The organism is Mesorhizobium sp. MC2-1-1, assembly GCF_057597255.1.
Genome location: NZ_CP195205.1, coordinates 3,644,716 through 3,669,050 on the forward strand (window position 1 = coordinate 3,644,716; position 24,335 = coordinate 3,669,050).

Consider the following 24,335-nt stretch of genomic DNA (forward strand, 5'->3'; position numbering starts at 1 on the left):
TACCCCGCGCACGCGAACGAAATACCGCAGGCAGAAATCGGATGCCTTTCGCGATATCGCTGCTCTGGAGCTTGCATGACGGGTCTCGTCGAGGAATGGGACTTGAACGTTTGACCGATCCTCGGTTCCGGCGCAAGGCCGTTTGCCAAAGACATCTCAGCCGATGCTCTCGCCGCCGTCGACGACGAGCGCCTGGCCGGTCATGAAGGAGGAGCGATCGGAGACGAGGAACAGGATGGCTTCGGCGATCTCATCCGCGCTCGCCCAGCGCCCCATCGGGATCTTGGTCCGCACATAGTTCTCGATCGCATCGCGCCCGCCCATCTGGGCGATGAACGGCTCGTTGAACGGCGTGTCGACCCAACCGGGGCAGAGCGCGTTGATGCGCACATTATGCCGGGCATAGTCGAGGGACATCTGACGGGTCATCGCCACCACGGCATGCTTGGACGTCGCATAGGCGATCATCTCGCGGTCGTAGAAGACGCCGGAATTGGACGCCGTGTTGAGAATAACGCCGCCACCCTGCGCGATCATCGCCGGCATCACGGTCTTCGCTGCAAGGAATTGCGCTCGCACATTGATGCGCCACGAGGCATCCATGCCGTCCGTGCCCACTTCCGTCAGCGTGCCGCCGACCTGGATGCCGGCATGGCTGTGCAGGATGTCGATGCGGCCATGCCTGCCGAGCGTTCCCTCAATCAGCTCTTCGACCGCCGTATCGTTGCCGACGTCGGTGGCGACAGCCTCGGCGCGGCCGCCGGCCTCGCGGATGACGGAGGCCGTGGCTTCGCCGGCCGCAGGATCACGGTCGGCGATGACAACATGCGCCCCTTCCCTGGCCATGATTATCGCGCCGGCTCGGCCGATGCCCGACCCGGCGCCCGTCACCACGGCGATACGGCTTTTCAGGATCATGGATCTGTCTTTCAAGGCGATGGCTTCCGACGCCCGAGCTGCCATTGGGCCAGAAGCACGAGCAGGACCGACGCGCAAAGCACGATCGTCGCGATGGCGTTGATCTCCGGCGTCACGCCGCGCCGGATCGAGGCGAAGACGTAGATCGGCAAGGTCGTCTGCGCGCCGGCGACGAAGAAGGCGATGATGAAATCGTCGAACGAGAAGGTGAAGGCGAGCAGGAAACCGGCGATCACCGCCGGCATGATCTGGGGCAGCACGATCGAGCGGAACGTCGTTAGCGGCGTGGCGTAGAGATCGCTCGAGGCCTCGACGAGGTTGCGGTCGAGGCTCGCGAGCCGCGTTCCGACGATCATCGTCACCAGCGCCATCGAGAACAGCCCGTGCGCGGCGATGATCGAGCCATAACCCAGCGAAAGCCGTGGGGGCTGGTCGGTCGGCCACAACTCGGCCAGGAACGGGTTGACGACGGCGAAGAGCTGCACCAGCGCCACAAGCGTCGAGATGCCGATGACGACGCCCGGAACGACGATCGCCGCGCCCAGCAACGCATCGAAGAGCGCCCTTGTCCGCACGCCGACGCGCTGCAGCCCGAGGGCCGCCGCCGTGCCACAGAAGGCTGCGAGCAGAGCACTGGTGGTGGCGATGAAAAGGCTGTTCTTCAGCGCCTCGACCAGGAACGGGTTAGATAGCGCCTTGCCATACCATTGCACCGAGAAGCCGGTGAACTCGCTGGCATGGTGGCCGGCATTGAAGGAGAACAGCACCACCAGCGCGATCGGCATATAGAGGAAGGCAAAGACGGCGAGGACGAAACCGCGCATCAGATCAGATCCACCCGGCGTGCGCCCGAAAGCCGGGTCGAGATGCGATTGGCGACGAGCAGCACCACGACCGAGACCAGCACCAACGTGATGGCGATGGCCGATCCGAACGGCCAGTTGCGCGACTGCAGGAAGAGATCGACCAGCGCGTTGCCGATGAAGAACACCTTGCCGCCGCCAAGCAGCGTCGGGATCAGGTATTCGCCAAGCAGCAGGATCATCACCAGTGAGAAGCCGGTCGTCACACCTGGCAGCGACAGCCGCAGCGTCACGCCGAGGAAGGTCGACAATGGTGTCGCACCCAGATCAGCGGAGGCTTCCAGCAGCCGCCGGTCGAGCCTCTCCAGGCTGACATAGATCGGCAGGATCATCAGCGGCAGATAGCCGTAGACGATGCCGAGCAGCACGGCGCCCGGGGTGTTGATCAACCGCAGATCCTCGATGCCGACATAGGCGAGCAAGGCCGGAATGCCGCGCCCGCCGAGGATGTACATCCAGGCATAGGTGCGCATCAGAAGGCTGGTCCAGAACGGAATGACGATCAGCGCGAGGAGGATCAGTCGCCAGCGCTGCGGCGCCTTTAGCGCCAGGTAGTAGGCGACCGGATAGGCGACGAGCAGGCAGGCCAGCGCGCCGATCGGCGCCAGCACCATCGTGTTCCAGAAGGCGGTCGCCCGCGCCGGCAGGTTGGCGTATTGCGCGAAAGTCAGTGCCGCCTGATAGCCGCCCTCCGGCGCCCTCTCGCCGACGCTGAAGATGGCGATGGCGACAAAGGGCAGCACCAGGAAGACGACCAGCCACAGCGCCGCCGGGGCGAGCAGCAGCGCCGTCACGAGGTTTTTGCGAAAGAGACTGCCGCGCATCGGGAAAGCCGGTTGGGAGCCGGCGGACTTTCGTCCGCCGGTCGCATTGTCTTGATCGGGTTCGTAGCCGGTCTCGCTCAAGCCGACTTGAAGCGCGCCATCAGCTCGGCGCGGCCCGGATCAGTAAGCGTCGCGGCGGCGCCGAACTCGAGTGGCTTCAACAAATCGGCTGCCGGATAGAGGATCGGGTTGTCGAGCACCTCTTTCGGCAGCAACGCGTTGACCCGCGCGTCAGTCGAGGGCGCGCCATTGGCCAGATGCTCCTTCACCGCCACCTTCGGGTTCATCAGGTAGTTGAGCAGCGCATAGCCGGCCGGCTTGTTCGGCGCATCCTTAGGGATGGCGTAGAAGTCGGTCCAGATCTCGCCGCCTTCCTTGCCGAGCACGTAGGCGATCTCGGGAATGTCGCGATGGAGCTGCGCCCCGTCATTGGTCCAGCACATCGTCATCCAGGCATCGCCGGCGCGCATTCCAGGCTGGTAGTCGCTCGACACGGCGAACAGATGCGGCTTGACCTTGAGCAGCAGTTCCTCTGCCTTGGCGAGCTCGTCTTGCTTCAGCGAGTTGAACGAGTAGCCGTAATATTTCAGCGCGTTGCCGATCGTGGTGAGCTGGTAATCATGCACCATGGTGCGGCCGTCGCCTTCGGCCATAGCGGTATCCCAGAACTCCTTCCAGCTCGACATCGGCTTGCTGAGCTTCTTGGTGTTGACCGCGAAGCCGGTCGTGCCCCAGTTCTTCGGCACGGCATAGATCGTGCCGTCGATGGTGCCTTCGGCGGTGAAGCGCGCATCCTCCGACTTGCCGTCGAAATTGCCGAGCTTGGCCATGTCGAGCGCTTCGATGATGCCAAGCTTCTTGTAGGTCGAGATGGTATAGTTGGTCGGCACGAACAGGCTCCAGCCCGAGCCGCCGGCCTGCAGCTTGGCCAACATCTCCTCGTTCGACCCGAAGACGTTGACCTCGACGGCGACGCCCGTCTCGGCCTTGAAGTTCTCGAAGGTCTGCGGGTCGTGGTAGTTCGGCCAGGTGGCGATCGACATGCGGTCGCCGAGATTCTCGGCGGCAAAGGCCGGCGTCGGCATGATGCCGAGCTCGCGCGCCATGACCGCGGTCGCGACGCCGAGGCCGGTCAGGCCGAGGAAGTCGCGCCTGCTGATCGAGCCGCGCTTCAGGCGCATCAATTGGTCGACGAATTTATCGGGGCTTATTGGCAGTCCGTCACGATAGGATTTCGGCATTTTGGTATTCCCTCTGGTTGGTCCCGTTGTTCTTGGGTTGCGGAAACGCCAGCGGCGCTCCGGCGGCAAAGCCGATGGCGACGGGTTCGCCCGGCTTGAAGAGGTTGCCCTGGCCGATCACGTGGTCGGCCTTGGCGAGCAGCGATCCGATGCCCTGGACCTCGATCGCGTATTCCGCCGTCGAGCCCAGGAAGATGCGGTTGCGGACGATGCCTTTCAGGCTGCCGCTCCCGGGCGCCGAGAGGCTGAGCGATTCCGGCCGCAGGCTGACGGATACGGCTTCGCCCCGGCTGAGCGGCACCCGCTTGCGCGCCGAAATCACCGTGCCGTCGGCGAGCGCGACATCGACGAGGTTGCCGGAAAGACCCGCCACCTTGCCGCTCAGGAGATTGGTCTTGCCGACGAAATCCGCCACGAACAGGTCGGCTGGCTCGTCATAGATTTCGCTCGGCTGGCCGAGCTGGACGACGCGGCCGCCATTCATGACGCAGACGAAGTCGCTCATCGACAGCGCCTCCTCCTGGTCGTGGGTGACCAGCACGAAGGTGATGCCGATCTCGCGCTGCAGGTTCTGCAGCTCGATCTGCATGTCGGTGCGCAGCTTCTTGTCGAGGGCGGCCAGGGGCTCGTCGAGCAGAAGCACCGCCGGCTTGTTGACCAGCGCGCGGGCGAGCGCCACGCGCTGCTGCTGGCCCCCGGAAAGCTCGTGGATCTTGCGGCGGCCGTAGCCGGCGAGCTGCACCATGGCCAGCGCCTCGCCCGCCCTCGCGGAAATCTCGCGAGACGACAGCCGCGGCCTCGCCTGGCGCAGCCCGTAGGAAATGTTCTCCTCGACATCGAGATGCGGGAACAGCGCATATTGCTGGAACACCATGTTGACCGGCCGCCGGTAGGGCGGCGTTCCGGCCATGTCGCGGCCGCGGATCAGCACCTGGCCCTCGCTCGGCTGCTCGAAGCCGCCGATCATGCGCAGGCAAGTCGTCTTGCCGCAGCCGGAGGGGCCGAGCAGCGCGACGAAAGCGGAAGGCGGGATGGCAAGGTCGATGCCGCTGACCGCGGTGACCGCGCCGTAGCGCTTGGTGACCGCGCGAAATTCGATATCGGGCACTGCAGTCAAGCCACGGGCTCCAGCGACAGCGTGAGGCAATGTCGTGACGCTAGCAGAGCCAACAGTACCTAGTATATACCTCGCAGGTGGTATATTTGGCTGATTTTATCGTTCAGAGGGGTATGGATGGCCGCCTCCCGCAGTGATGACTACAACGCTCTGGCTGCCGTGATCGCCGCCACGCGGGAGACCGGCGGCGACCATTTCGGCAAGGCGATCGTCGGCTGGCTGCGCGGACATGTGCGCTTCGACCACTGCGTGATCTTCGGCTATCGCGGCGCATCAAGGCCGCCGCTCCTGTTCGAAACCTTCTCGCCGGCGGAGAGCCACATCTTCGTCGCGCTCTACCAGGAGGGGCCTTATCTGCTTGACCCGTTCCATCACGCCGCCGTCGAGCGCAAGGAAGGTTTCTGGCGCATGCGCGAGTTGGCGCCCGATCGCTTCTACGCCAGCGAATACTACCGCTCCTACTACAGCCAGACCCGCCTCGCCGAGGAAGTCGGCTTCTTCGTGCCGCTGGCCGGCAAGGACGCGTTGGTGCTGTCGCTGATGCGGCTGCGCGCCTCAGGCCCGTTCGGAACAGCGGATGCCAGGCTGCTGCGTGACATGGCGCCGGCGGTGATCGGCTTGTGCAAGCTGCGCTGGCCGTCTTTGCCGGCCGAGGAGATCGCGGCCCAGCCTTCCGGCGAAACCATCGCGACGGCCAACGAGCTCGACCGCGCGCATATCTGGAAGAGCCTGTCGCTGACATCGCGCGAAAAACAGGTGGTCGACCTGGTGCTTCAGGGCCATTCCACGGAGTCCATCGCCAGGGCGCTCAGGATCGTGCCAGGGACCGTGAAGGTTCACCGACGCAACATCTATCGCAAGCTGAAGATCAAGTCGCAGGCCGGCCTCTTCGCGCGCTTCGTCGAGATCATCGACGCGCGGATTGGCTGAGCGCGGGAGGCGCTGGATCGGGGGCCGCGAACACCGCGCTCGCCTCGCTGACGATCGAGACGTGATCCCTGGCGGCCTTGCCCGCCGCCGCGCCGTCGCCGCGCATGATCGCGGTGACGATGAGATCGTGCTCATGCCAGGACTTGGCCAGCCGGCCCGGCAGCATGAACTGCGCGCGCCGGAACGGTGCCAGCCGGCTGCGGGTCATCACCGTAAGGTCATGGATATGCGCGTTGTGGGCGCCGCGATAAAGCCTGCTGTGGAACTCGGTGTTGAAATATTCGTAGTCCTCCTCGGCGCGAAGCTGCACCAGCCGCGCCGAAGCCTGATGCTCCATCTCCAGGGAGCGGCGCTCGGCGCCGGTCATGCGCTCGGCCGAGAAACGCGCGCAGATCGCTTCCAGCTCGGCCATGCTTTCGAACATGGAGGCGAGATGGTCCTGTGTCACCACGGCGACGATCGCGCCCCGGTTGGGCCGCCTTTCGACCAGCCCCATGGCGCTCAGATGGCCGAGCGCCTCACGGACCGGCGTGCGCGAAACGTCGAAGCGGGCTGCGAGCGAGACCTCGTCGAGCCTTTCGCCGGGGCGCAGATAGCCCGTGACGATGCGGTCCGCGATCGCCCTCACCATCTGATCCACGGTCGTTCCCGACCTGACCAAGCCGCGCTTTCCCGACACGCCTCCTCCGTCAGTTTATTCGCAGGCAAGCCCAAGGGTGGACGGCCCACGGGCTGTTTCGACTCAAGGTCACGCCCTGTATGCCTATATTTTAATCTCAATGTCAAATTGGTCACTAACTGGGCAAAAAGTGCATGCACTTGCCTTTCGTTTATGCAATCTTTCTAAATTCGTCCATTGATTTTATTATAGAAAACGACGCTGAGGAACTGGCACAACGATTGCATGCACTTTCTTGACAGCACGTCAAACGACCCGACCGGGGTCCAAGAAAGGGGAGCATTCGATATGACCGCCAGATTCCTGCTTAGCCGCCGCGACCTGCTCAAGACCTCCGCCGCCGGAGCGGCGCTCGGTCTGGCCTCGGCAGCCTTTCCGATCCGCGCGGCGCGCGCCGCCGCCGCGACCGTCGGTTTCATCTATGTCGGCCCGAAGGACGACTACGGCTACAACCAGGCGCATGCCGAGGGAGCGGCGTCGCTGAAGGGCATCGAGGGCATCTCCATCGTCGAGGAAGAGAACGTCCCCGAGACGGTCGACGTGCAGAAGACTATGGAATCGATGATCAATCTCGACGGCGCCTCACTGATCTTCCCGACCTCCTTCGGCTATTTCGACCCGCATATGCTGGCCATGTGCGCCAAGTTCCCCGACGTGCAGTTCCGCCATTGCGGCGGCATGTGGAACAAGGACAAGCACCCGATGAACGCCGGCTCCTATTTCGGCTATATCGGCATGGGCCAGTACCTGAATGGCGTCGTCGCCGGGCATGCCACCAAGTCGAAGAAACTGGGCTTCGTCGCCGCCAAGCCGATCCCGCAAGTCCTGCTCAACATCAATTCCTTCCTGCTCGGCGCCCGCTCGGTCGATCCGGCGATCACCTGCCAGGTGATCTTCACCGGCGAATGGTCGCTGGCGGTGAAGGAGGCCGAGGCCACCAATGCGCTGGTCGACCAGGGCGCCGACGTGATCACCTGCCATGTCGACAGCCCCAAGGTGGTGGTCGAGACCGCCGCCGGACGCGGCGCCTTCGTCTGCGGCTATCACGCCAACCAGAGCCCACTGGCGCCGGAGAAATACCTGACGGGCGCGGAGTGGAACTGGGCAAAGGTCTACAAGATGTTCGTCGACGACCTCATCGCCGGCAAGCCGCTGCCCAATTTCACTCGCGGCGGACTGGCCGACGGCTTCGTCAAGATGAGCCCGCTCGGCCCCGCCGTCGGCGAACCGGCGCGCAAGCAGTTCGACGCCACGCTGGCCGAAATGATGAAGGGCGGCTTCTCGGTCATCAAGGGACCGCTGAAGAGCAACAAGGGCGTCGTCGTGGCGACCGAAGGCCAGGCCTTCGCCGAGACCGCCATCGAGCTCGAAAGCATGGACTATCTCGTCGAGGGCGTCGTCGGCTCGACCGCCTGAGCAGGCCGAGGGAGACGAGACGATGACGGACACGGTGAGCGGCCCGGACGTGCGGACCATCCTCGATACGCGGGGATATCGGGCGGCGCTCGAATGGATCGCCAGGCGGGCCGAGGCTTTCGTCATTCCGTTCGCGGCGCTGATCGCCGGCATGGTGCTGTTCAGCCTGTTCATCCTGGCTGTCGGCAAGTCGCCGCTCCAGCTCTACGCGACGATGTGGCGTGGCGGCTTCGGCTCCTGGTTCTCGATCCAGAACTCGCTGTCTCGCGGAGCGCCGCTGTTGCTTGCGGCGCTGTGCGTGGCGCTGCCGGCGCGCCTCGGCCTCGTGGTCATCGGCGGTGAGGGCGCGATCGTACTGGGCGGCGTCGCCGCGGCCGCCATCGGCGTGGCGCTGAACGGCGCGCCGGCTTCAATAGTCATCCTTCTCATGGGCGTGGGGGGCGCAGCCGCCGGCGGCATCTGGATCGGTGCCGTCGGCGCGCTCCGTCATTACCGCGCCGTCAACGAGACCATCTCGAGCCTGCTCATGGCCTACATCGCCATCGCCCTGATGAACCATCTCGTTGAAGGGCCGCTGCGCGATCCGGCTTCCCTCAACAAGCCCTCGACCCAGCCGCTGGCCGACATCTACCGGGTCGGCGACATACCGGGCATGGAGGTGCATTGGGGCCTCGTCGTCGGCGTCCTCGCCTGCGTGCTCTCCTGGCTGCTGATCGAGAAGACCCGCTGGGGCTTCGCCGCCCGCATCGCCGGCGGCAATGTCAGGGCCGCGCAGGTCCAGGGCCTTGCCGTCGGGCCGCTGATCGTCGCTTTCACCGCGCTGGCCGGAGGCTTTGCCGGTCTTGCCGGCATGCTGGAAGTCGCTGCCGTGCAGGGCAGCGCCAACGGCTCGCTTGCCGCTGGCTACGGCTATACCGGCATCCTCGTTGCCTTCCTGGCCCGCCACAATCCGCTCGCCATTGTCCCCGTCGCTATCCTGCTTGGCGGCATTGACGCGTCCGGGGGCCTTATCCAGCGCCGCATGGACCTGCCCGACGCAACCGTGCTGGTGCTGCAGGGCATGCTCTTCATCGTCATCCTGTTCAGCGAGACCTTCTACGGCCGCTTCAAGCTCTTCAATCCAGATCTCTGGCAGAGGAACACCTGATGGAGGCGACCGACATCGGGCTATGGGGCGTGCCGCTCGCCATGCTGGGCGGCGCCATCCGCGTCTCCACGCCCTTCATCTTCGTGTCGCTCGGCGAAGCCATCACCGAGCGCTCCGGCCGCATCAATCTCGGTCTCGAGGGCACACTGGTGTTCGGCGCCATGAGCGCCTACGCGGTGGCGGTGATGACCGACTCGCCATGGCTCGGCCTTCTGGCAGCAGCCGCCGCCGGCCTCTGCTTCGGTCTCTTCCATGGCTGGATCTGCAAGTTCCCTAAGGTCAATGACATCGCCATCGGCATCGCCCTGATGCTGTTCGGCACCGGGCTGGCCTTCTTCTTCGGCAAGCCCTTCATCCAGCCCTCGGCGCCCGATCTGCCGGCGATCCCCTTCGGCGGCTGGTCCGACATCCCGCAGGTGCAGGCGGCGCTCAACGTCAACGTGCTGTTCCTGATCGGCGCCGCGCTCGCCGTCTTCCTCTGGTGGGCCTTCCGCAACACGCGCATCGGCCTGATCGTGCGCGTGGTCGGCGACAGCGCCGACGCCGCCCGCGCCATGGGGCTCAACCCCAACACCGTGCGCCTGCTGGCCACCGGCGTCGGCGGCGCGCTGGCCGGCATTGGTGGCGCCTATCTGTCGCTCTACTATCCCGGCAGCTGGACCGAGCGCATCTCGTCCGGCCAGGGGCTGATGGCGGTTGCGCTGGTCATCTTTGCGCGCTGGAACCCGCTCGGTTGCTTCGCCGCCGCGCTCCTGTTCGGCGGCGCCGGCGCGCTCGGCCCGGCGCTGCAGTCGGTGGGCGTAACGCAAGGCTACTACCTCTTCTATGCCGCGCCCTACATCCTCACCCTCCTCATCATGATCGCCACTTCGTCGCCGAGCCGCACGCTCGCCGGCGCTCCCGGCGAACTGTCGCTCACCAAGTGACTATCCCATCGGAACCGCCGCCTAGACCGGAGTTTTCGCCATGAACGCCAGAGCCGAGATCACCCAGCGCTACATCGACGCCGATCCCTATCCCTGGCCCTATAATGGCGACCTGCGGCCGGACAACACGGCGCTGATCATCATCGACATGCAGACCGATTTCTGCGGGCCTGGCGGCTATGTCGACCACATGGGCTACGACCTGTCTCTGGTCCGGGCGCCGATCGAGCCGATCAAGTCGGTACTGTCGGCGATGCGCGCCAAGGGCTACACCATCATCCACACGCGCGAGGGCCATCGCCCCGACCTTGCCGACCTGCCCGCCAACAAGCGCTGGCGCTCGCGCCGCATCAATGCCGGCATCGGCGACCCCGGCCCCTGCGGGCGAATCCTGGTGCGCGGCGAGCCGGGCTGGGACATCATCCCCGACCTTTATCCGGCCGAGGGCGAGCCGATCATCGACAAGCCGGGCAAGGGCTCGTTCTGCGCCACCGATCTCGAGCTGATCCTCAACCAGCGCGGCATCGAGAACATCGTGCTCACTGGCATCACCACCGATGTGTGCGTGCACACCACCATGCGCGAGGCCAACGACCGCGGCTTCGAATGCGTGATGCTGGAGGATTGCTGCGGGGCGACCGACTACGGCAACCATCTGGCGGCGATCAAGATGATCAAGATGCAGGGCGGCGTGTTCGGCGCGGTTTCGAATTCCACCACGCTCGTCGCCCAACTCCCGTGAGGAACCAGCGATGAGCAGCAGACCCCACGGCAAGGCGATCGGCGCCGAGACCATCGGCATGACCATGCGCTTCGGCGCCTTCATGGCGCTGGACGATGTCTCCATCAAGGTACCGGCGGGCTCGTTCCATGCCTTGCTCGGCGAGAACGGCGCCGGCAAGTCGACGCTGGTCAAATGCATGATGGGCTTCTACCACCCGACGTCGGGCGACATGCTGGTCGACGGGCGCCAGGTCGCGATCGCCAGCCCCAGGGATGCCTCGGCGCTCGGCCTCGGCATGGTCTATCAGCATTTCACGCTCGTGCCTTCGCTGACGGGCGCCGAGAACCTGGTCATCTCGCGTGAGAAGGTGCCGGGCGTCATTGACTGGCGCAGGGAGCGCGGCGCGCTCGCCCAATTCATGGAACGCATGCCGTTCAAGGTGCCGCTCGACGTCAAGGTGGCAGAGCTTGCCGCCGGCGAGAAGCAGAAGCTGGAGATCATCAAGCAGCTTTATCTAGGCCGGAATTTCCTGGTGCTGGACGAGCCGACATCCGTGCTCACCCCGGGAGAGGCGCAGGAAGTGCTTGGCCTTGTGCGCGGCATGACCAAGGCGGGCGACCTCACCGTGCTGATGATCTCGCACAAGTTCCACGAGGTCACGGCATTTGCCGACGATATCACGGTGCTGCGCAAGGGCAGGCTGACCGGAACCGGCAAGGTCTCCGATCTCTCGCACAGGCAGATGGCGGCGATGATGATCGGCGACCAGCCGATCGCGACGCTCGACAGCCGCGCCGAGCCGAAGCCAGACGCCGAGATCGTGCTGAAGGTGAAGGCGTTGAAAGCGCCGGACCGCACCGGCCTCAAGTCGATCGATATCGCGGATCTCGGCGTGCGTTCCGGCGAGATCGTCGGCATCGCCGGCATTTCCGGCAACGGCCAGAAGGAATTCCTGGAAGTGCTGGCCGGGCAGCGGCCGCGCAATGGCGGCGAGGTGATGGTGCGCGGCACCGCCTATGCGGCGACGCGCGCCGAAGCGCGCGCGCTCAATGTCCGCCTCATCCCGGAGGAGCCGCTGAAGAACGCCTGCGCGCCAAGGATGACGGTCGCCGAGAACATCGCCTTCCGCACCTTCGACGTGGACGGCAATGGCAGGCCGGTGAGCTGGATCAGCGCCGGCGCCATCAAGGCTTTCAGCGCCCGCCTGGTCGAGCAGTTCAAGGTCAAGACGGCATCGCTCTCCTCGCCGATCGCTTCGCTGTCGGGCGGCAACGTGCAACGCGCCGTGCTTGCCCGCGAGCTGACCGGCGAAGTCGACCTGCTCATCGTCTCCAATCCATGCTTCGGCCTCGACTTCTCCGCCGTCGCCGAAATCCGCGCCCGCATCATGAAGGCGCGCAACGCCGGCGCCGCGGTGCTCCTGATGTCCGAAGACCTCGACGAGCTCCTAGAGCTCTCGGACCGAATCCTCGTCATGTCCGACGGCGCGCTGGTCTACGAGACGCCGATCGCGCAGGCGAGCGTGCAGACGATCGGCGAGCACATGGCGGGGCACCACTGATGGCGGAGATCGACGCACTGCCATTCGCCTTTGCTTTCAGGCCTCAGACGACGGCGCTCATCGTCATCGACATGCAGCGCGACTTCGCCGAGCCGGGTGGGTTCGGCGCCAGCCTTGGCAACGATGTCAGCCGGGTCACGGCGATCGTGCCGACGGTGAAGCGGCTGATCGAAGGCTTTCGCGCTGCCGGCCTGCCGGTGATCCACACCATGGAGTGCCATAGGCCCGACCTTTCCGACCTGCCGCCCGCCAAGCGCGACCGCGGCAACCCGTCGATCCGCATCGGCGATGCCGGTCCGATGGGGCGCGTGCTGATCGCGGGCGAGCCGGGCACGGCGATCCTCGACGAGCTCGCGCCACTGCCGGGCGAGATCGTCATCGAGAAGCCCGGCAAGGGTGCCTTCTACGCCACCGGCCTCGGCGACGACCTGAAGCGTATCGGCGCCCGCCAACTGGTCTTCGCCGGCGTGACGACCGAAGTCTGCGTGCAGACGACGATGCGCGAGGCCAACGACCGCGGCTACGAATGCCTAGTCGCCGAGGATGCGACGGAGAGCTACTTTCCCGAGTTCAAGGCCGCCGCGCTCGCCATGATCCGGGCGCAGGGCGCGATCGTCGGCTGGACGGCGACGACCGACCAGGTGCTCGAGGGAATTGCGAATGCCTAATCTTGCCTTTGCCGGCCTCGCCGACGGCGGCTGGCGCGATCTGGCGTTCGAGCCTTTCCGCGACGGCGTCACGGTCAACTGGCTTCTCAGGGGCGGGCCGGTCGAACCATCGGTCGCCGTCCTCAAATATCAACCGGGCGCCGGCGTGCCGCGCCATCGCCATGCCGGGCTGGAAACCATCGTCGTGCTGGATGGCATCCAGAGCGACGAGAACGGGAACTATCCCGCGGGCAGCGTGATCCTCAATCCGGTGGGCACCGAGCATTCGGTGTGGACCGATGGAGGCTGTGTCGTACTGATTTAATGGGACCTGCCGGTGGTCATTCTGGGGGAGACGAAATGAGCGATATCCGCTTCGACATCGGCAGCCTGCACGCGGCCTACCGGGCCGGCACCGACATAGCCGAGGTGATCGACACGGTGCTGGCCCGCATCGAGGCCGCCGGCGATCCCGGCATCTTCATCCACCTTGCGACGAGAGCGCAGTTGCTGTCGCAGGCCGAAGCGCTTGGCCCGTTCGATCCCGCGGCCAAGCCGCTCTGGGGCATCCCGTTCGCCGTCAAGGACAATATCGATGTCGCCGGCATGCCGACCACGGCCGCCTGCGCCGAATTTGCCTATACGCCCGCCGGCGATGCCACCGTGGTGGCGCGGCTCAGGGCCGCGGGCGCTCTGGTCGTCGGCAAGACCAATCTCGACCAGTTCGCCACCGGCCTGGTCGGAGTGCGTACGCCCTGGCCGATCCCAAAGAATGCGATCGATCCGAGACTGGTGCCGGGCGGCTCTTCGTCGGGGTCGGCCGTTGCGACGGCCCGCGGTATCGTCTCCTTCGCGCTCGGCACCGACACCGCCGGTTCGGGGCGCATTCCCGCCGGCCTCAACAACATTGTCGGGCTGAAGCCGACGGTCGGCGCACTGTCCGCAACGGGCGTCGTGCCGGCCTGCCGCACGCTCGACTGCGTCTCGGTCTTTGCGTTGACGGTCGACGATGCCTATACCGCGTTCTCGGTCGCCGCGGCGCACGATGCGGCCGATCCCTATTCGCGCCTGGTCGCCGTCCAGCCTCTCGCCGCCCGCCAGCCGGTGCTGACCGTTGGCGTGCCGGCAAAGGCCGATCTGAGGTTCTTCGGCGACGCTTCGATGCAGGCCGGCTACCAGGCAGCTCTCGCCGCCCTGGAGGCGCTGGGCGTCAGGCTTGTCGAAATCCCGTTCGGCGACTTCTACGCCACCGCCGACCTGCTCTATGAGGGCGCCTGGGTGGCGGAGCGGTATGCCGCGGTCCGCGATTTCTTCGAGGCGAACGAAGCGGCCCTCCATCCGGTGACGCGCAGGATCATCGGCGGTGCCAGGAACCTGTCCGCCGCCGACGCTTTTCGCGGGCTTTATGCCTTGCAGGCCTACAAGGCACGGCTCGCTCCGGTTATCGCCTCCGTCGACCTGTTCTGCGTGCCGACCGCGCCGACGCACTACAGCGTCGACGCCGTGCTTGCCGATCCGATCGCCACCAACAGCCGGCTCGGCACCTATACCAACTTCGTCAATCTGCTCGACATGTGCGGGATCGCCGTGCCGGCCGGCACGCGCGACGACGGCCTGCCGATGAGCGTGACCCTGCTGGCGGCCGCCGGGCACGACGGCCTCGTCGCGGCGGTGGCGCGCGATCTCCATGCGGCGAGCGGTTTCGCGCTCGGCGCGACCGGATGGCGGCAGTCGAGCGCGCGGCCTGCTGGCGCAGCGGCCGAGGACGGCACGATCGAGCTGGTGGTGGTCGGCGCGCATCTTTCGGGAATGCCGCTCAACGGCCAGTTGAAAGAGGCCGGCGCGCGCTTCTGCAGGTCGGCACGGACGGCCCCTTCCTACAGGCTCTATGAGCTCGCCGGCCAAACCCCGCCCAAGCCCGGACTTGTCCGGGTCGGCGGCGGCGGCGCCGCCATCGAGGTCGAGGTCTGGCGCCTTTGCGCCGACGCCTTCGGCCGTTTCGTAGCCGCCATCCCGCCGCCGCTCGGCATCGGCACCATCGAGCTCGACGACGGCACCTCGGCGAAGGGGTTCCTGGCCGAGACCGCCGGCCTGGCAGCGGCCACGGACATTTCGGCATATGGCGGCTGGCGCAGCTACGTCAGCAGCACGAACGCCGTTCAACGACAATTGGAACGCGTTCCCGCCAATTGACCAGGGCGCGCATCGGTGCGCCAGACGGGTTGGAGCCCATTCCACGGACGGGCCGACGATTCACATCAGGCCAGCTTGAACCGCTCCACCGCCCGCATGATGCCGCGCAATTCGGCAAGGCCTTTCAGCCTGCCGATCAGCGAATAGCCCGGATTGATCTTCGTCTTGCCGATGTCGTCGGCAAGCAGATGGCCATGGTCGGGCCGCATCGGGATGCGCCAGTCGGACCGGCCCTCCTCGCGCCGGCGCTTCTCCTCCTTCATCAGCGCCAGGATGACTTCGGCCATGTCGGTCGAGCCTTCCAGATGCTCGGCCTCGTAGAAGGAACCGTCCTTTTCGCGCGTCACGTTGCGCAGATGCGCGAAATGGATTCTTGGTCCGAATTCCTCGATCATCGCGACAAGATCGTTGTCGGCGCGCACGCCGTAGGAGCCTGTGCAGAAGGTCAGCCCGTTAGACGGGCTGTCGACCGTCCCCAGGATGAAGCGCGCGTCGGCGGCGGTGGAGACCACGCGCGGCAGGCCGTAAAGCGAGAACGGCGGATCGTCGGGATGGATGCACATGCGCGCGCCGACTTCCTCGGCCGCGGGGATGATCTCCTTCAGAAACCAGGCGAGGTTGGCGCGCAGTTCGGCCGGGCCGATCGCGGCATAGTCGGCGAGCGCGTCGCGCATCGTTTCGCGATTATAGGTGCGCTCGGTGGCCGGCAGGCCGGCGATCAGGTTGCGCTCTATCCTGTCGATGTCGTCGTTGCTCAGTGTCTTCAGCCGCGCTTCCGCTTCCTCGAGCCGCGCCGGGCTGTAGCTTGCCTCGGCGTTCGGCCGCTTCAGCACGAAGACGTCATAAGCGGCGAAGTCGAGCGCATCGAAGCGCAGCGCGTAGCCGGTGGTCGGCAGCCGGTACATCAGATCGGTGCGGGTCCAGTCGACGACCGGCATGAAATTGTAGCAGATGGTGGAGATGCCAGCCTTGGCCAAGGCCCGGATCGTGTCCCTGTACCAGCCAGCGTAGCGCTCCCGCTCGGGCGTTCCCGTCTTGATCGAGTTGTGGACCGGAATGCTCTCCACCACCGACCAGGCCAGGCCCGCTGCCTCGATGATGCGCTTGCGCTCCAGGATGGCGTCGAGCGGCCAGGCGCTGCCGTCATAGATGTTGTGCAGCGCCGTAACGATGCCCGTAGCGCCCGCCTGCTTGATGTGATCGAGCGTGACCGGGTCGTTCGGACCGTACCAGCGCCAGCATTGTTCCATGACTGCCTCTCAAATCATGTCTCCCGAAAATGGAAACCGGTTTCGGGACAAAGACATGCGAAAATCAAATGCCTAGCGAATCTGAAAGATCGCGATGCGCTTCAGCTTGCGATCAACCATATTGTCGGACGACAATGGCAGTCAAATCGGGTGATCGCAGCCCTTGCGATGAACCTACCGACGGGCGCTTTCGTCCATCATTGCAGGAGTTTGTCCATGAACGATTTCGACGGCAAGGTCGCCCTCGTCACGGGAACGACGGGCATCGGCGAGGCAACCGCGCGCCGTCTCGCCGAGGGCGGCGCCGCGATCATTGCGCTTGGCATCGATGCCGGCGCCAACGCCAGGCTGGAGGCCGTGCTCGATCGCGCCGGCGCCGCCGCGCTCGTGCTGGTCACGGATGTTGCCGTGCCGAACCAGGTCGAGAAGGCAATCGCCGCCGGCGTCGAGAAATTCGGCGGGCTGGACGTCATCGTCAATTCGGCGGCCGTGCATCCCTACGGCACCGCCACGACGACGGATTTCGAGACCTGGAACAGGGCGATGTCGGTCAATGTCGGGTCGATCTACCTTACCGCCCGCTTCGGCATTCCCGAAATGATCAAGCGCGGCGGCGGCGCCATCGTCAACGTCGCCTCGGTGCAGGGCCATGCCTGCCAGGAGAATGTCGCCGCCTACGCCACCACCAAGGGCGCGATTCACACGCTGACCCGGTCCCTCGCGCTCGACTATGCCAGGAATGGCATCCGCGTGAACTCCGTCAGCCCGGAATCTGTCCGCACCCCGATCCTCGAGCGCGCCGCGCGCGCCGACGATCCCGACGCGGATATAGAAGCGGCCTTCAAACGCTTCGGCGAAGCGCATCCGATCGGCCGCATCGGCGAACCGGAAGAGGTGGCGGAACTGATCGCGTTCCTGTGCTCTTCCAGGGCAAGCTTCTGCACCGGTGCCGATTACAGAATAGACGGCGGCCTTTTGGCGGGCATCGGCGTCAGGTGACTGCCGACCCACCGGACCGGATGGGGAAGCCGGCCCTGCCCTCGCTTGCGGCGGCGCGCGTTGACCGTCTATCGTGCAGCTCGAACCTGCCGCCCACGCATCACGTCGGCGAATAGGGCGACGAAACCGATTCCAGGACCAATGAAGTACGCCGCCAATGGCCGACAGAGCGCAGTTCGGACCGACCGCTGTCGATACTGTCCCACTGCATGAGAAAGTCCATGTGGAGCTCGTGCGGACCCTATGTCGGGCCAGCTCCAGCCCGGCCAGAGGCTGACATCGCGCAAGCCCGCCAAGGACTCGGCGCCAGCGACATGCCGGTGCGCAGCGCCGCCATACGGCTGCAGGCGCCGGGGGCGCTGAGCCCGATGCCGAAGGGCAACGTCGAGGTGCCGATGATCTCCGCAGAATCCGGCTTGGCTTTCACGGGCCATGCCGATATGTTGCGATCGCAGATCGTGCAGAACGGACCTGAAATGCCGCCCGATATCCCAGCTGGTGACCTGAAAAAATGAAGGAAAGCCATTCGGCGACAGCCGACGCGGCCCTCATAAACTCACAAGCTGAAAATGGATATCGTAGCCTGCAAGGGCTACAGCACCTTAAAATCAGGGGCGGGAAATTGAGCGATGCAATCGCGGACGTCTTGAATTGGCTTGAAAGCAGGAAGGACATCCAGAGCCTGCGGGCGGCGGTGTGTGACCTGAACGGCATCATGCGCGGCAAGCGCATTCCGGTCGAACAGGCGCGCAAGGCGCTCGAAGGCAAGCTGCGCATGCCTTATTCGGCCATCGGCCTCGATATCTGGGGCGAGGACATCGAAGGCAACGCCCAGGTGTTCTCGACCGGCGACGCCGACGGACTTTGTCACTGGACCGGGCGCGGCATATTACCGGTGAACTGGACGGCCCAGCCGACCGCGCTTCTGCCGCTCTGGCTGGCGGACGACAGCGGCGCGCCCTATCTGGGCGATCCGCGCCGCGCGCTGGCCCGCATCCTCGACCGCTATGCAGCGCTCGGCCTGACGCCCGTCACTGCGACCGAGCTCGAATTCTACCTCGTCGATCCGACATCGCAGCGTCCCGTCGGCCCCGTCTCGCCGGTCACCGGGCGGCGCCTCGATTCCGATGCCGCGCTCTCGATCGACGAGATCGACGATTTCGAGGCCTTCATCCACGATATCTACGAAGCCTGCCGCATGCAGGACATTCCGGTCGACACCGCGATCGCCGAGAACGGCGTCGGTCAGTTCGAGATCAATTTGAACCATGTGCCCGATGCCCTGCGAGCCGCGGACGATGCGGTGCTCTTCAAGCGCACCGTGAAGGGGATTGCCCGCAAGCATGGCTTCGCCGCCTGCTTCATGGCCAAGCCTTACGGCGAACGCGCCGGCAACGGTTTCCATGTCCACTTCAGCGTGCTCGACAAGGATGGCCGCAACATCTTCGACGACGGCTCCGACCAAGGCTCCGACACCATGCGTCACGCGGTTGGCGGCCTGCTTGCGGCGATGGCGCAAAGCACGCTGGTGTTCGCCCCGCATTTCAATTCCTACCGCCGCCTGCGGCCGCGTTCCTACGCGCCGACCGCCGTCGCCTGGGGCTACGAGAACCGCATGGTGGCGATCCGCATTCCGGGCGGACCGTCGGCCGCGCGGCGCATTGAGCATCGCGTTTCCGGCGCGGACGCCAATCCCTATCTGGTGCTGGCAGCGATCCTGGGCGCGGCGCTGATCGGCATCGAGCGCCAGCTCTCGCCTGGCGAGCCGACCGGCGGCGAGGGACAGGGGCTGACGCTCGCCAAGCTGCCGCCCGACTGGGCCTCCGCAATCGCCGCCTTCGAGGCCGGTCCGTGTGTTGCCGAGATCTTCCCGGACGTGCTGCGCGACGCCTTCGTCGCCTGCAAGCGCCAGGAGTTGAACACGTTCGCGCTGAATGTCAGCGACTTCGAGATCGAGACCTATCTCGAGAGCGTTTGAGGTTGGTGGACCCGGCGCCTCGTCAAGACGCCACAGGCGATGTCTGCGTCGATGAAGGTTCGGCGGTTCTCGAACGCTAGACTAGACACGTCAACTTGAGCATCCGGTGACCGCCCGATAAGAACAAGGACAAGTCATCGCAAAGACCTCGGCCTCCCGCGCAACCGCACAGTCCCGTGGATCACCGAGAGTACGCGCCGTTTGACCCAGGAGTAAGTCACTTGGAGTTAGTCAAGCCAGGAAGCCGCTCGCGCGCGCCATTAGGCTGCGCTGCAGCGGGCAAGCGGCTGTGCCGCACCTGTTGTCTGTCGTACGGGTGCGCTTAACCATTGCCTGGAAGCAGACATTTCAAGCGACTCTTTAACGCCAGCCGTCCTGTACAACCTGGGCAGTGGCTATCGCGCCGCCTCGGCGCACTCCTTCGAGGAAATCGTTGGCAAATCCGAAGTAATGCAGACCTGTCTTAGGCTCCTGAAATGAGCACGCTTGTGGTCGAAAAGTCGTTATCGGCTAGCCAAAGCTAGGTTGCGATACCCGAGAATGGCTGTCAGCCGGCTGTCAGGTTGGATTCGCTATTCCGTACCAGTGACCGTCGCAGGCGCATTGCAACTTCCCGAACCGCCCGAAAGGAGACCTCATGTATGGCACTCTCATTCTAGCGGACTTCGCGGGCATGTTCGCCGGAGCTGTTCTGGCTGCCGGCAGTTGCTGCACGGCTGCGATATCTTCGGCCGAACTGGCTTGATAACAGCACTCTACGAGGAGGATAAAATGACCAAGCTTCCCTTCAACCGACTTGTCTGGTTCACGCTGCGCGCATCGACCGCGCTGATGCTCACCATTGCACCCTACCACTTGGCGCTTCATGGTGCTGTCAAGCTCGTGCCGGCCGCTGCCCACGCCGAGTCCGAGGGTGGCGGTGGCGGCGGTGGTGGTGGCGACGGCGGTCACGACGGCGGCAATGGCGGCGGTGACGGCGGCGAGCACGATGGCGGCGATAGCCACAGCAGCAGTGGAAGCTCTAGCAGCCATGATGGCGACCCGGAATCTGCTGACGACCAGGGCGAGGACACCACGGGCTCCGGCACGACGGGCACGGGCGCAGGTTCCACTACCGAGACCGACGGATCCGATGACTCGTCTGCCGTGCCGCAGGTCACTGACAACTAAGTGCGTCCCCCAAAGGGTGACGCATTGGCCCGCTTGCGAAGGCGCGGCGGGCCCTTCTGAGGTGGCGCCCCCACAGGTGGGCAGGATCTTGGCCTTGGCGCGACAGGGATCGTGAATTTCCGACGACAACGCAACTGATCCGCCAGTCCGGACGGTATCCGCGAAGCGACGCGGGCGAGGCGGTTGCCTGCCCATGACGTGCTGGAGGTCGACGGAGCAAGGGTTCGCAAGAAGGCGCGAATTGCACTTGACCTCAATGGCGTCGCCAAGGGTTACGGCGTGGACCGTCTTGTGGAAATTCTCGGCGGCTTCGGAATCCGCGACGCGCTCGTGGCCATCGATGGCGGGACGCGGCCCATTGGCTTGAGACCCGATGGCGAAGCGTGGACGATCGCGGTCGAGGGACCGGACCCGGAGCGCCGCGCGCCGCATTCTATCCTCTCCCTGCAGGATTGCGCCGTGGCTACATCTGGCGATTATAACCACTGGATCGAGATTAGGGGCCAACGCCTTTCCCATACAATGGACCCCGTCCGCGGCGCGCCTCTTATGCAAACCCCAGCCTCGGTCACCGTTATCGCGCCAACCTGCGCCGAGGCGGACGCCTGGGCGACCGCGCTCATGGTGCTCGGGCCGGGCAGGGGCGGCGAGCTTGCAAGGCGATTGGGACTCGATGCCCTGTTTCTGCTTCGAGATGAAGCGGATAGAATCCGCTCATGTCGGATCGGCGGCGTGTTCGGCGCCGCGCCGATTTCGGTATCGGCGGCGGGGACCTGAGCGCGATGGAGCAATCGAACGGAGACAGGCTGAAAACAGCCCTGCTGCTGACCGCCCTGGGCGGTCTTGGCTTGGGCCTTGCCCTTTACTTCACCGGTCGGAGCGATCTTGCGCAGGCCGTCTGGCTCGCGGGCGTGATCCCGGTCCTTGCGGCCCTGCTTGTGGAAATCCTGCGCAGCCTGTGGCGGGGCGAGGTAGGTCTCGACATTGTTGCGGCGTTGTCCATGTCCGCTGCCCTGGTTTTCGGGGAGGCGCTCGCTGCGGCAGTCGTCGCCGTGATGTATTCCGGCGGCACCTTTCTCGAAGGCTTTGCCGAGGGACGGGCTCGTCGGGAAATGCGGGATCTGCTCGCCCGGGTACCGCGAAGCGCTACTCGCCATCGGAATGGCGAACTAGAGGAGGTGCCGCTCGATGACATCGTGCCGGGGGACCGCCTGCTTATCCGTCAGGGCGACGTCGTCCCGGTCGATGGAAAGGTGGCGTCCGCCTCTGCCTTCCTTGATACCTCGGCACTGACAGGCGAATCCCTTCCCGTTCGTGTCGTTAGCGGTGGCGACGCGATGAGCGGTTCCACCAACGCAAGCGAAGCCTTCGACCTTGTCGCGGCTCGCCCGGCAAAGGACAGCACTTACGCCGGCATAGTCCGGCTCGTGGAGGAGGCGCAAAGGTCGAAGGCTCCGATGTCGCGGCTGGCCGACCGCTGGTCCTTGGGTTTCCTTGCCGTGACGGTGGGGCTTGCCTTCGCCGCGTGGTGGTTCACCGCAGACCCAATCCGTGCGGTCGCAGTCCTGGTCGTCGCCACGCCATGCCCACTGATCCTTGCCGTTCCGGTGGCTCTGGTCGCAGGCCTTTCGCGCGCTGCTCACTTCGGGGTGCTTATCAAGGGAGCGGGCCCGCTCGAAGCGATGGCGCGGACACGGACCCTCGTGCTCGACAAGACGGGCACGCTGACCGACGGACGCCCGCAGATCGTCTCGATCGACAGTCATGGCGGAATGACCCCCGACGAAATTCTTGGTCTGGCAGCGGCGCTCGATCAGGCTTCGAAGCATCCGGTCGCGCAGGCGATTGTCGCCGCGGCCAAGGCGCGCGGCCTTTCGCTCCCCGTGCCCACACAGGTGGCGGAGACCCCCGGCGAAGGCCTGACGGGACAGGTGGAGGGCCGCGCTGTGATTGTCGGCGGACATCGTTTCGTCGCCGGCCGCGCTGGCAAGGTGGCAGTGGAGCATCCGGCGCTCGCAGCCGGTTCGGTATTGGTGGCTGTGGGCATAGACGGACAACTCGCGGGACATCTGGTCATGGCCGACCCGCTTCGCGAGGGGACACATCGCATGCTGTCGGCGTTGCGCCACCAAGGAATCGCGCGGATCCTGTTGGCGACCGGCGACCGTCAGGAGGTCGCTGAACGTGTTGGCGAAGGCCTGGGGCTCGACGGCATCCGTGCAGGCCTCACTCCCGATCAGAAAGTCCTGCTTGTGCTCACCGAGCGAAAGCATGGTCCGGTCATGATGGTAGGCGACGGCGTGAACGACGCGCCGGCACTGGCGGCCGCGGACGTGGGCGTCGCCATGGGGGCCCGCGGCGCGGCCGCCTCCGCCGAGGCTGCTGACGTCGTCTTGCTCGTCGACCGCGTGGACAGGTTGGCGCCCGGCATTGAAATCGCTCGGCGCGCGCGGCGCATCGCGCTTGAAAGCGTAGCCGTCGGCATCGGCTTGTCCGTGCTGGGAATGGTTGCGGCCGCGCTGGGTTACCTCACGCCCGTGGAAGGCGCGCTCATCCAGGAAGCGATCGACGTCGCCGTCATCCTCAACGCGCTGCGCGCGCTCCGTATCGCGCCGGCCGCGTAATGGGCGCTACCCTCCTTCCGCCAACGACATGAATCCCTCGCAAGGAAATCAGACATGAGCCGTCTCTCACATTCCGAAATTCACATGGTCCACCGGATCGGCTGGCTCCGCGCCGCCGTGCTTGGCGCAAATGACGGGATCGTCTCTACCTCAAGCCTTGTCGTCGGCGTCGCCGCGGCCGGATCGGGATCGGCCGAGATCCTGATCGCCGGACTGGCCGGACTTGTAGCGGGCGCTATGTCGATGGCTGCCGGGGAATATGTCTCGGTCAGTTCCTAGACGGATGCCGAAAATGCTGACCTCGCTCGCGAAAGACGCGAACTCGCCGAAACGCCGGAGGCGGAGCTGGAAGAATTGACGCAGATTTACGTCGACAGGGGCCTCGATCGCGAACTGGCCGAGCGAGTCGCGGTCCAACTGACCGAGCGCGATGCCTTGGGAACCCAAGCTCGTGACGAACTTGGCATCTCGGAGACGGTCGCTGCCCGCCCGGTGCAGGCGGCCCTGGTCTCGGCTCTTACCTTCGCATCGGGAGCGGTCGTGCCGGTGCTGGTCGCGCTGGCATCGCCTGCGGAAAGGACAAGCGTCGTCGTCGCGGCATCCACGATCGTCGCGTTGGCCATACTGGGCGGCCTGGGTGCCTCAGCCGGAGGAGCCGGCGTGCTGCGAGGCGCCGTTCGGGTCACTTTCTGGGGCGCTCTCGCGATGGCTGTCACCGCTGCCGTCGGGACGATGTTCGGGGTCAGCGCCGGATAGTAGGCCTTATGGTCGCCTCGTCATGGGCAGAATGGTCGAGGCGCAACGCGGACAGATCGCATCGCTCAAGGCGCTGGGGTTCGCCAACGGCACCATCGCGCTTCACTATTTCAAGCTGGTCACGGCCATCGCGTTGCTGGGATCGGCTATAGGCCTCGCCCTTGGGCGCTGGTTCGCCGTTGGAGTCGTGGGAAGCTATCGCGCATTCTTCCGGTTCCCCTCCCTGGAGGCGCAGCTCGAGCCGGGGCTTTTCGTCGCCGCGACACTGATCAGCGTCCTCAGTGCGAACTTTGCGGCTGCGACATCCGTGTATCGAATAGCAGTGCTTCCCCCGGCCGAAGCCATGCGACCTGCACCAGCACTACTATTGAA

The 24,335-nt window shown here is 65.4% G+C and carries 21 protein-coding genes and 3 pseudogenes; 17 read left to right on the forward strand and 7 right to left on the reverse strand.

What is annotated here, in order from left to right; genetic code table 11:
• Positions 1 to 156: 156 nt before the first annotated feature.
• The 5 genes from ACR64R_RS18030 to ACR64R_RS18050 all read right to left on the reverse strand — a co-directional run bounded on the left by ACR64R_RS18030 (position 157) and on the right by ACR64R_RS18050 (position 4,963).
• Complete coding sequence (locus tag ACR64R_RS18030; protein ID WP_487362476.1) at positions 157 to 918, reverse strand: SDR family NAD(P)-dependent oxidoreductase; 762 nt, start codon at positions 916 to 918, stop codon at positions 157 to 159.
• Between the two features lie 11 nt (positions 919 to 929).
• Positions 930 to 1,742, reverse strand: a complete 813-nt coding sequence (locus tag ACR64R_RS18035) for an ABC transporter permease (RefSeq protein WP_487357685.1) — start codon at positions 1,740 to 1,742, stop codon at positions 930 to 932.
• Positions 1,742 to 2,605, reverse strand: a complete 864-nt coding sequence (locus tag ACR64R_RS18040) for an ABC transporter permease (RefSeq protein WP_487357686.1) — start codon at positions 2,603 to 2,605, stop codon at positions 1,742 to 1,744. The genes ACR64R_RS18035 and ACR64R_RS18040 overlap by 1 nt, the downstream gene beginning before the upstream one ends.
• Before the next feature lie 77 nt (positions 2,606 to 2,682).
• On the reverse strand, positions 2,683 to 3,846 hold the full coding sequence (locus tag ACR64R_RS18045; protein WP_487357687.1) for an ABC transporter substrate-binding protein: 1,164 nt from the start codon (positions 3,844 to 3,846) through the stop codon (positions 2,683 to 2,685).
• Positions 3,827 to 4,963: an ABC transporter ATP-binding protein gene (locus tag ACR64R_RS18050; RefSeq protein ID WP_487357688.1), complete on the reverse strand. Its 1,137-nt coding sequence runs from the start codon at positions 4,961 to 4,963 to the stop codon at positions 3,827 to 3,829. The genes ACR64R_RS18045 and ACR64R_RS18050 overlap by 20 nt, the downstream gene beginning before the upstream one ends.
• Before the next feature lie 117 nt (positions 4,964 to 5,080).
• Between ACR64R_RS18050 and ACR64R_RS18055 the strand changes: the two genes are divergently transcribed.
• On the forward strand, positions 5,081 to 5,893 hold the full coding sequence (locus tag ACR64R_RS18055) for a LuxR C-terminal-related transcriptional regulator (protein ID WP_487357689.1): 813 nt from the start codon (positions 5,081 to 5,083) through the stop codon (positions 5,891 to 5,893).
• On the opposite strand, the gene ACR64R_RS18060 is transcribed toward ACR64R_RS18055, so the two are convergent.
• Positions 5,871 to 6,524: a GntR family transcriptional regulator gene (locus tag ACR64R_RS18060; protein WP_487362477.1), complete on the reverse strand. Its 654-nt coding sequence runs from the start codon at positions 6,522 to 6,524 to the stop codon at positions 5,871 to 5,873. The genes ACR64R_RS18055 and ACR64R_RS18060 overlap by 23 nt on opposite strands.
• A 336-nt stretch (positions 6,525 to 6,860) precedes the next feature.
• Between ACR64R_RS18060 and ACR64R_RS18065 the strand changes: the two genes are divergently transcribed.
• Genes ACR64R_RS18065 through atzF form a run of 8 tightly spaced genes read left to right on the forward strand, consistent with a single transcriptional unit; the run spans position 6,861 to position 15,186 of the window.
• Positions 6,861 to 7,988 carry a BMP family ABC transporter substrate-binding protein gene (locus ACR64R_RS18065; protein WP_487357690.1) on the forward strand — a complete coding sequence of 376 codons (1,128 nt, stop codon included), beginning with the start codon at positions 6,861 to 6,863 and terminating at the stop codon, positions 7,986 to 7,988.
• A 22-nt stretch (positions 7,989 to 8,010) separates the two neighbouring features.
• Positions 8,011 to 9,135, forward strand: a complete 1,125-nt coding sequence (locus ACR64R_RS18070; protein ID WP_487357691.1) for an ABC transporter permease — start codon at positions 8,011 to 8,013, stop codon at positions 9,133 to 9,135.
• Complete coding sequence (locus tag ACR64R_RS18075) at positions 9,135 to 10,061, forward strand: ABC transporter permease (protein WP_487357692.1); 927 nt, start codon at positions 9,135 to 9,137, stop codon at positions 10,059 to 10,061. The genes ACR64R_RS18070 and ACR64R_RS18075 overlap by 1 nt, the downstream gene beginning before the upstream one ends.
• 40 nt (positions 10,062 to 10,101) lie before the next feature.
• On the forward strand, positions 10,102 to 10,803 hold the full coding sequence (gene biuH / locus ACR64R_RS18080) for a biuret amidohydrolase (protein WP_487357693.1): 702 nt from the start codon (positions 10,102 to 10,104) through the stop codon (positions 10,801 to 10,803).
• Positions 10,804 to 10,813: 10 nt separating this feature from the next.
• A complete protein-coding gene (locus ACR64R_RS18085; protein WP_487357694.1) occupies positions 10,814 to 12,346 on the forward strand; it encodes an ABC transporter ATP-binding protein in 1,533 nt (510 codons plus the stop codon).
• Entirely contained in the window at positions 12,346 to 13,014 is a 669-nt protein-coding gene (locus ACR64R_RS18090) for a cysteine hydrolase family protein (RefSeq protein ID WP_487357695.1), read from the forward strand. The genes ACR64R_RS18085 and ACR64R_RS18090 overlap by 1 nt, the downstream gene beginning before the upstream one ends.
• On the forward strand, positions 13,007 to 13,318 hold the full coding sequence (locus ACR64R_RS18095; RefSeq protein ID WP_487357696.1) for a cupin domain-containing protein: 312 nt from the start codon (positions 13,007 to 13,009) through the stop codon (positions 13,316 to 13,318). Before ACR64R_RS18090 ends, ACR64R_RS18095 begins: the two co-directional genes overlap by 8 nt.
• 35 nt (positions 13,319 to 13,353) lie before the next feature.
• Positions 13,354 to 15,186 carry an allophanate hydrolase gene (atzF, locus tag ACR64R_RS18100; RefSeq protein ID WP_487357697.1) on the forward strand — a complete coding sequence of 611 codons (1,833 nt, stop codon included), beginning with the start codon at positions 13,354 to 13,356 and terminating at the stop codon, positions 15,184 to 15,186.
• A 65-nt stretch (positions 15,187 to 15,251) separates the two neighbouring features.
• On the opposite strand, the gene uxuA is transcribed toward atzF, so the two are convergent.
• Entirely contained in the window at positions 15,252 to 16,436 is a 1,185-nt protein-coding gene (gene uxuA / locus ACR64R_RS18105; protein WP_487357698.1) for a mannonate dehydratase, read from the reverse strand.
• A 216-nt stretch (positions 16,437 to 16,652) separates the two neighbouring features.
• On the opposite strand from uxuA, the gene ACR64R_RS18110 reads away from it, so the two are divergent.
• From ACR64R_RS18110 to ACR64R_RS18145, 8 genes and pseudogenes are all read left to right on the forward strand, one after another.
• The gene (locus ACR64R_RS18110; protein ID WP_487357699.1) at positions 16,653 to 17,435 is read left to right on the forward strand and encodes an SDR family NAD(P)-dependent oxidoreductase; all 783 of its coding nucleotides are present in this window, start codon (positions 16,653 to 16,655) and stop codon (positions 17,433 to 17,435) included.
• Positions 17,436 to 17,749: 314 nt separating this feature from the next.
• The gene (locus tag ACR64R_RS18115; protein ID WP_487357700.1) at positions 17,750 to 17,950 is read left to right on the forward strand and encodes a hypothetical protein; all 201 of its coding nucleotides are present in this window, start codon (positions 17,750 to 17,752) and stop codon (positions 17,948 to 17,950) included.
• A gap of 107 nt (positions 17,951 to 18,057) precedes the next feature.
• Positions 18,058 to 19,413 carry a glutamine synthetase family protein gene (locus ACR64R_RS18120; protein ID WP_487357701.1) on the forward strand — a complete coding sequence of 452 codons (1,356 nt, stop codon included), beginning with the start codon at positions 18,058 to 18,060 and terminating at the stop codon, positions 19,411 to 19,413.
• A gap of 771 nt (positions 19,414 to 20,184) precedes the next feature.
• Positions 20,185 to 20,583: a hypothetical protein gene (locus ACR64R_RS18125; protein WP_487357702.1), complete on the forward strand. Its 399-nt coding sequence runs from the start codon at positions 20,185 to 20,187 to the stop codon at positions 20,581 to 20,583.
• A 156-nt stretch (positions 20,584 to 20,739) separates the two neighbouring features.
• A pseudogene (locus tag ACR64R_RS18130) lies at positions 20,740 to 21,360 on the forward strand (FAD:protein FMN transferase); the annotation flags it as partial.
• Between the two features lie 5 nt (positions 21,361 to 21,365).
• The gene (locus ACR64R_RS18135; RefSeq protein ID WP_487362478.1) at positions 21,366 to 23,207 is read left to right on the forward strand and encodes a heavy metal translocating P-type ATPase; all 1,842 of its coding nucleotides are present in this window, start codon (positions 21,366 to 21,368) and stop codon (positions 23,205 to 23,207) included.
• A gap of 54 nt (positions 23,208 to 23,261) precedes the next feature.
• Positions 23,262 to 23,963: pseudogene (locus ACR64R_RS18140) on the forward strand (VIT1/CCC1 transporter family protein).
• Positions 23,964 to 23,985: 22 nt separating this feature from the next.
• Positions 23,986 to 24,279: pseudogene (locus ACR64R_RS18145) on the forward strand (FtsX-like permease family protein); the annotation flags it as partial.
• Positions 24,280 to 24,335: the final 56 nt, after the last annotated feature.

Coding starts and splice junctions, on each gene's coding strand:
- ACR64R_RS18030 (WP_487362476.1), bottom strand. CDS start 918: ATGATCCTGAAAAGCCGTATCGCCGTGGTGACGGGCGCCGGGTCGGGC.
- ACR64R_RS18035 (WP_487357685.1), bottom strand. CDS start 1,742: ATGCGCGGTTTCGTCCTCGCCGTCTTTGCCTTCCTCTATATGCCGATC.
- ACR64R_RS18040 (WP_487357686.1), bottom strand. CDS start 2,605: ATGCGCGGCAGTCTCTTTCGCAAAAACCTCGTGACGGCGCTGCTGCTC.
- ACR64R_RS18045 (WP_487357687.1), bottom strand. CDS start 3,846: ATGCCGAAATCCTATCGTGACGGACTGCCAATAAGCCCCGATAAATTC.
- ACR64R_RS18055 (WP_487357689.1), top strand. CDS start 5,081: ATGGCCGCCTCCCGCAGTGATGACTACAACGCTCTGGCTGCCGTGATC.
- ACR64R_RS18060 (WP_487362477.1), bottom strand. CDS start 6,524: ATGGTGAGGGCGATCGCGGACCGCATCGTCACGGGCTATCTGCGCCCC.
- ACR64R_RS18065 (WP_487357690.1), top strand. CDS start 6,861: ATGACCGCCAGATTCCTGCTTAGCCGCCGCGACCTGCTCAAGACCTCC.
- ACR64R_RS18070 (WP_487357691.1), top strand. CDS start 8,011: ATGACGGACACGGTGAGCGGCCCGGACGTGCGGACCATCCTCGATACG.
- ACR64R_RS18075 (WP_487357692.1), top strand. CDS start 9,135: ATGGAGGCGACCGACATCGGGCTATGGGGCGTGCCGCTCGCCATGCTG.
- biuH (WP_487357693.1), top strand. CDS start 10,102: ATGAACGCCAGAGCCGAGATCACCCAGCGCTACATCGACGCCGATCCC.
- ACR64R_RS18085 (WP_487357694.1), top strand. CDS start 10,814: ATGAGCAGCAGACCCCACGGCAAGGCGATCGGCGCCGAGACCATCGGC.
- ACR64R_RS18090 (WP_487357695.1), top strand. CDS start 12,346: ATGGCGGAGATCGACGCACTGCCATTCGCCTTTGCTTTCAGGCCTCAG.
- ACR64R_RS18095 (WP_487357696.1), top strand. CDS start 13,007: ATGCCTAATCTTGCCTTTGCCGGCCTCGCCGACGGCGGCTGGCGCGAT.
- atzF (WP_487357697.1), top strand. CDS start 13,354: ATGAGCGATATCCGCTTCGACATCGGCAGCCTGCACGCGGCCTACCGG.
- uxuA (WP_487357698.1), bottom strand. CDS start 16,436: ATGGAACAATGCTGGCGCTGGTACGGTCCGAACGACCCGGTCACGCTC.
- ACR64R_RS18110 (WP_487357699.1), top strand. CDS start 16,653: ATGAACGATTTCGACGGCAAGGTCGCCCTCGTCACGGGAACGACGGGC.
- ACR64R_RS18115 (WP_487357700.1), top strand. CDS start 17,750: ATGCCGGTGCGCAGCGCCGCCATACGGCTGCAGGCGCCGGGGGCGCTG.
- ACR64R_RS18125 (WP_487357702.1), top strand. CDS start 20,185: ATGACCAAGCTTCCCTTCAACCGACTTGTCTGGTTCACGCTGCGCGCA.
- ACR64R_RS18135 (WP_487362478.1), top strand. CDS start 21,366: ATGGAGCAATCGAACGGAGACAGGCTGAAAACAGCCCTGCTGCTGACC.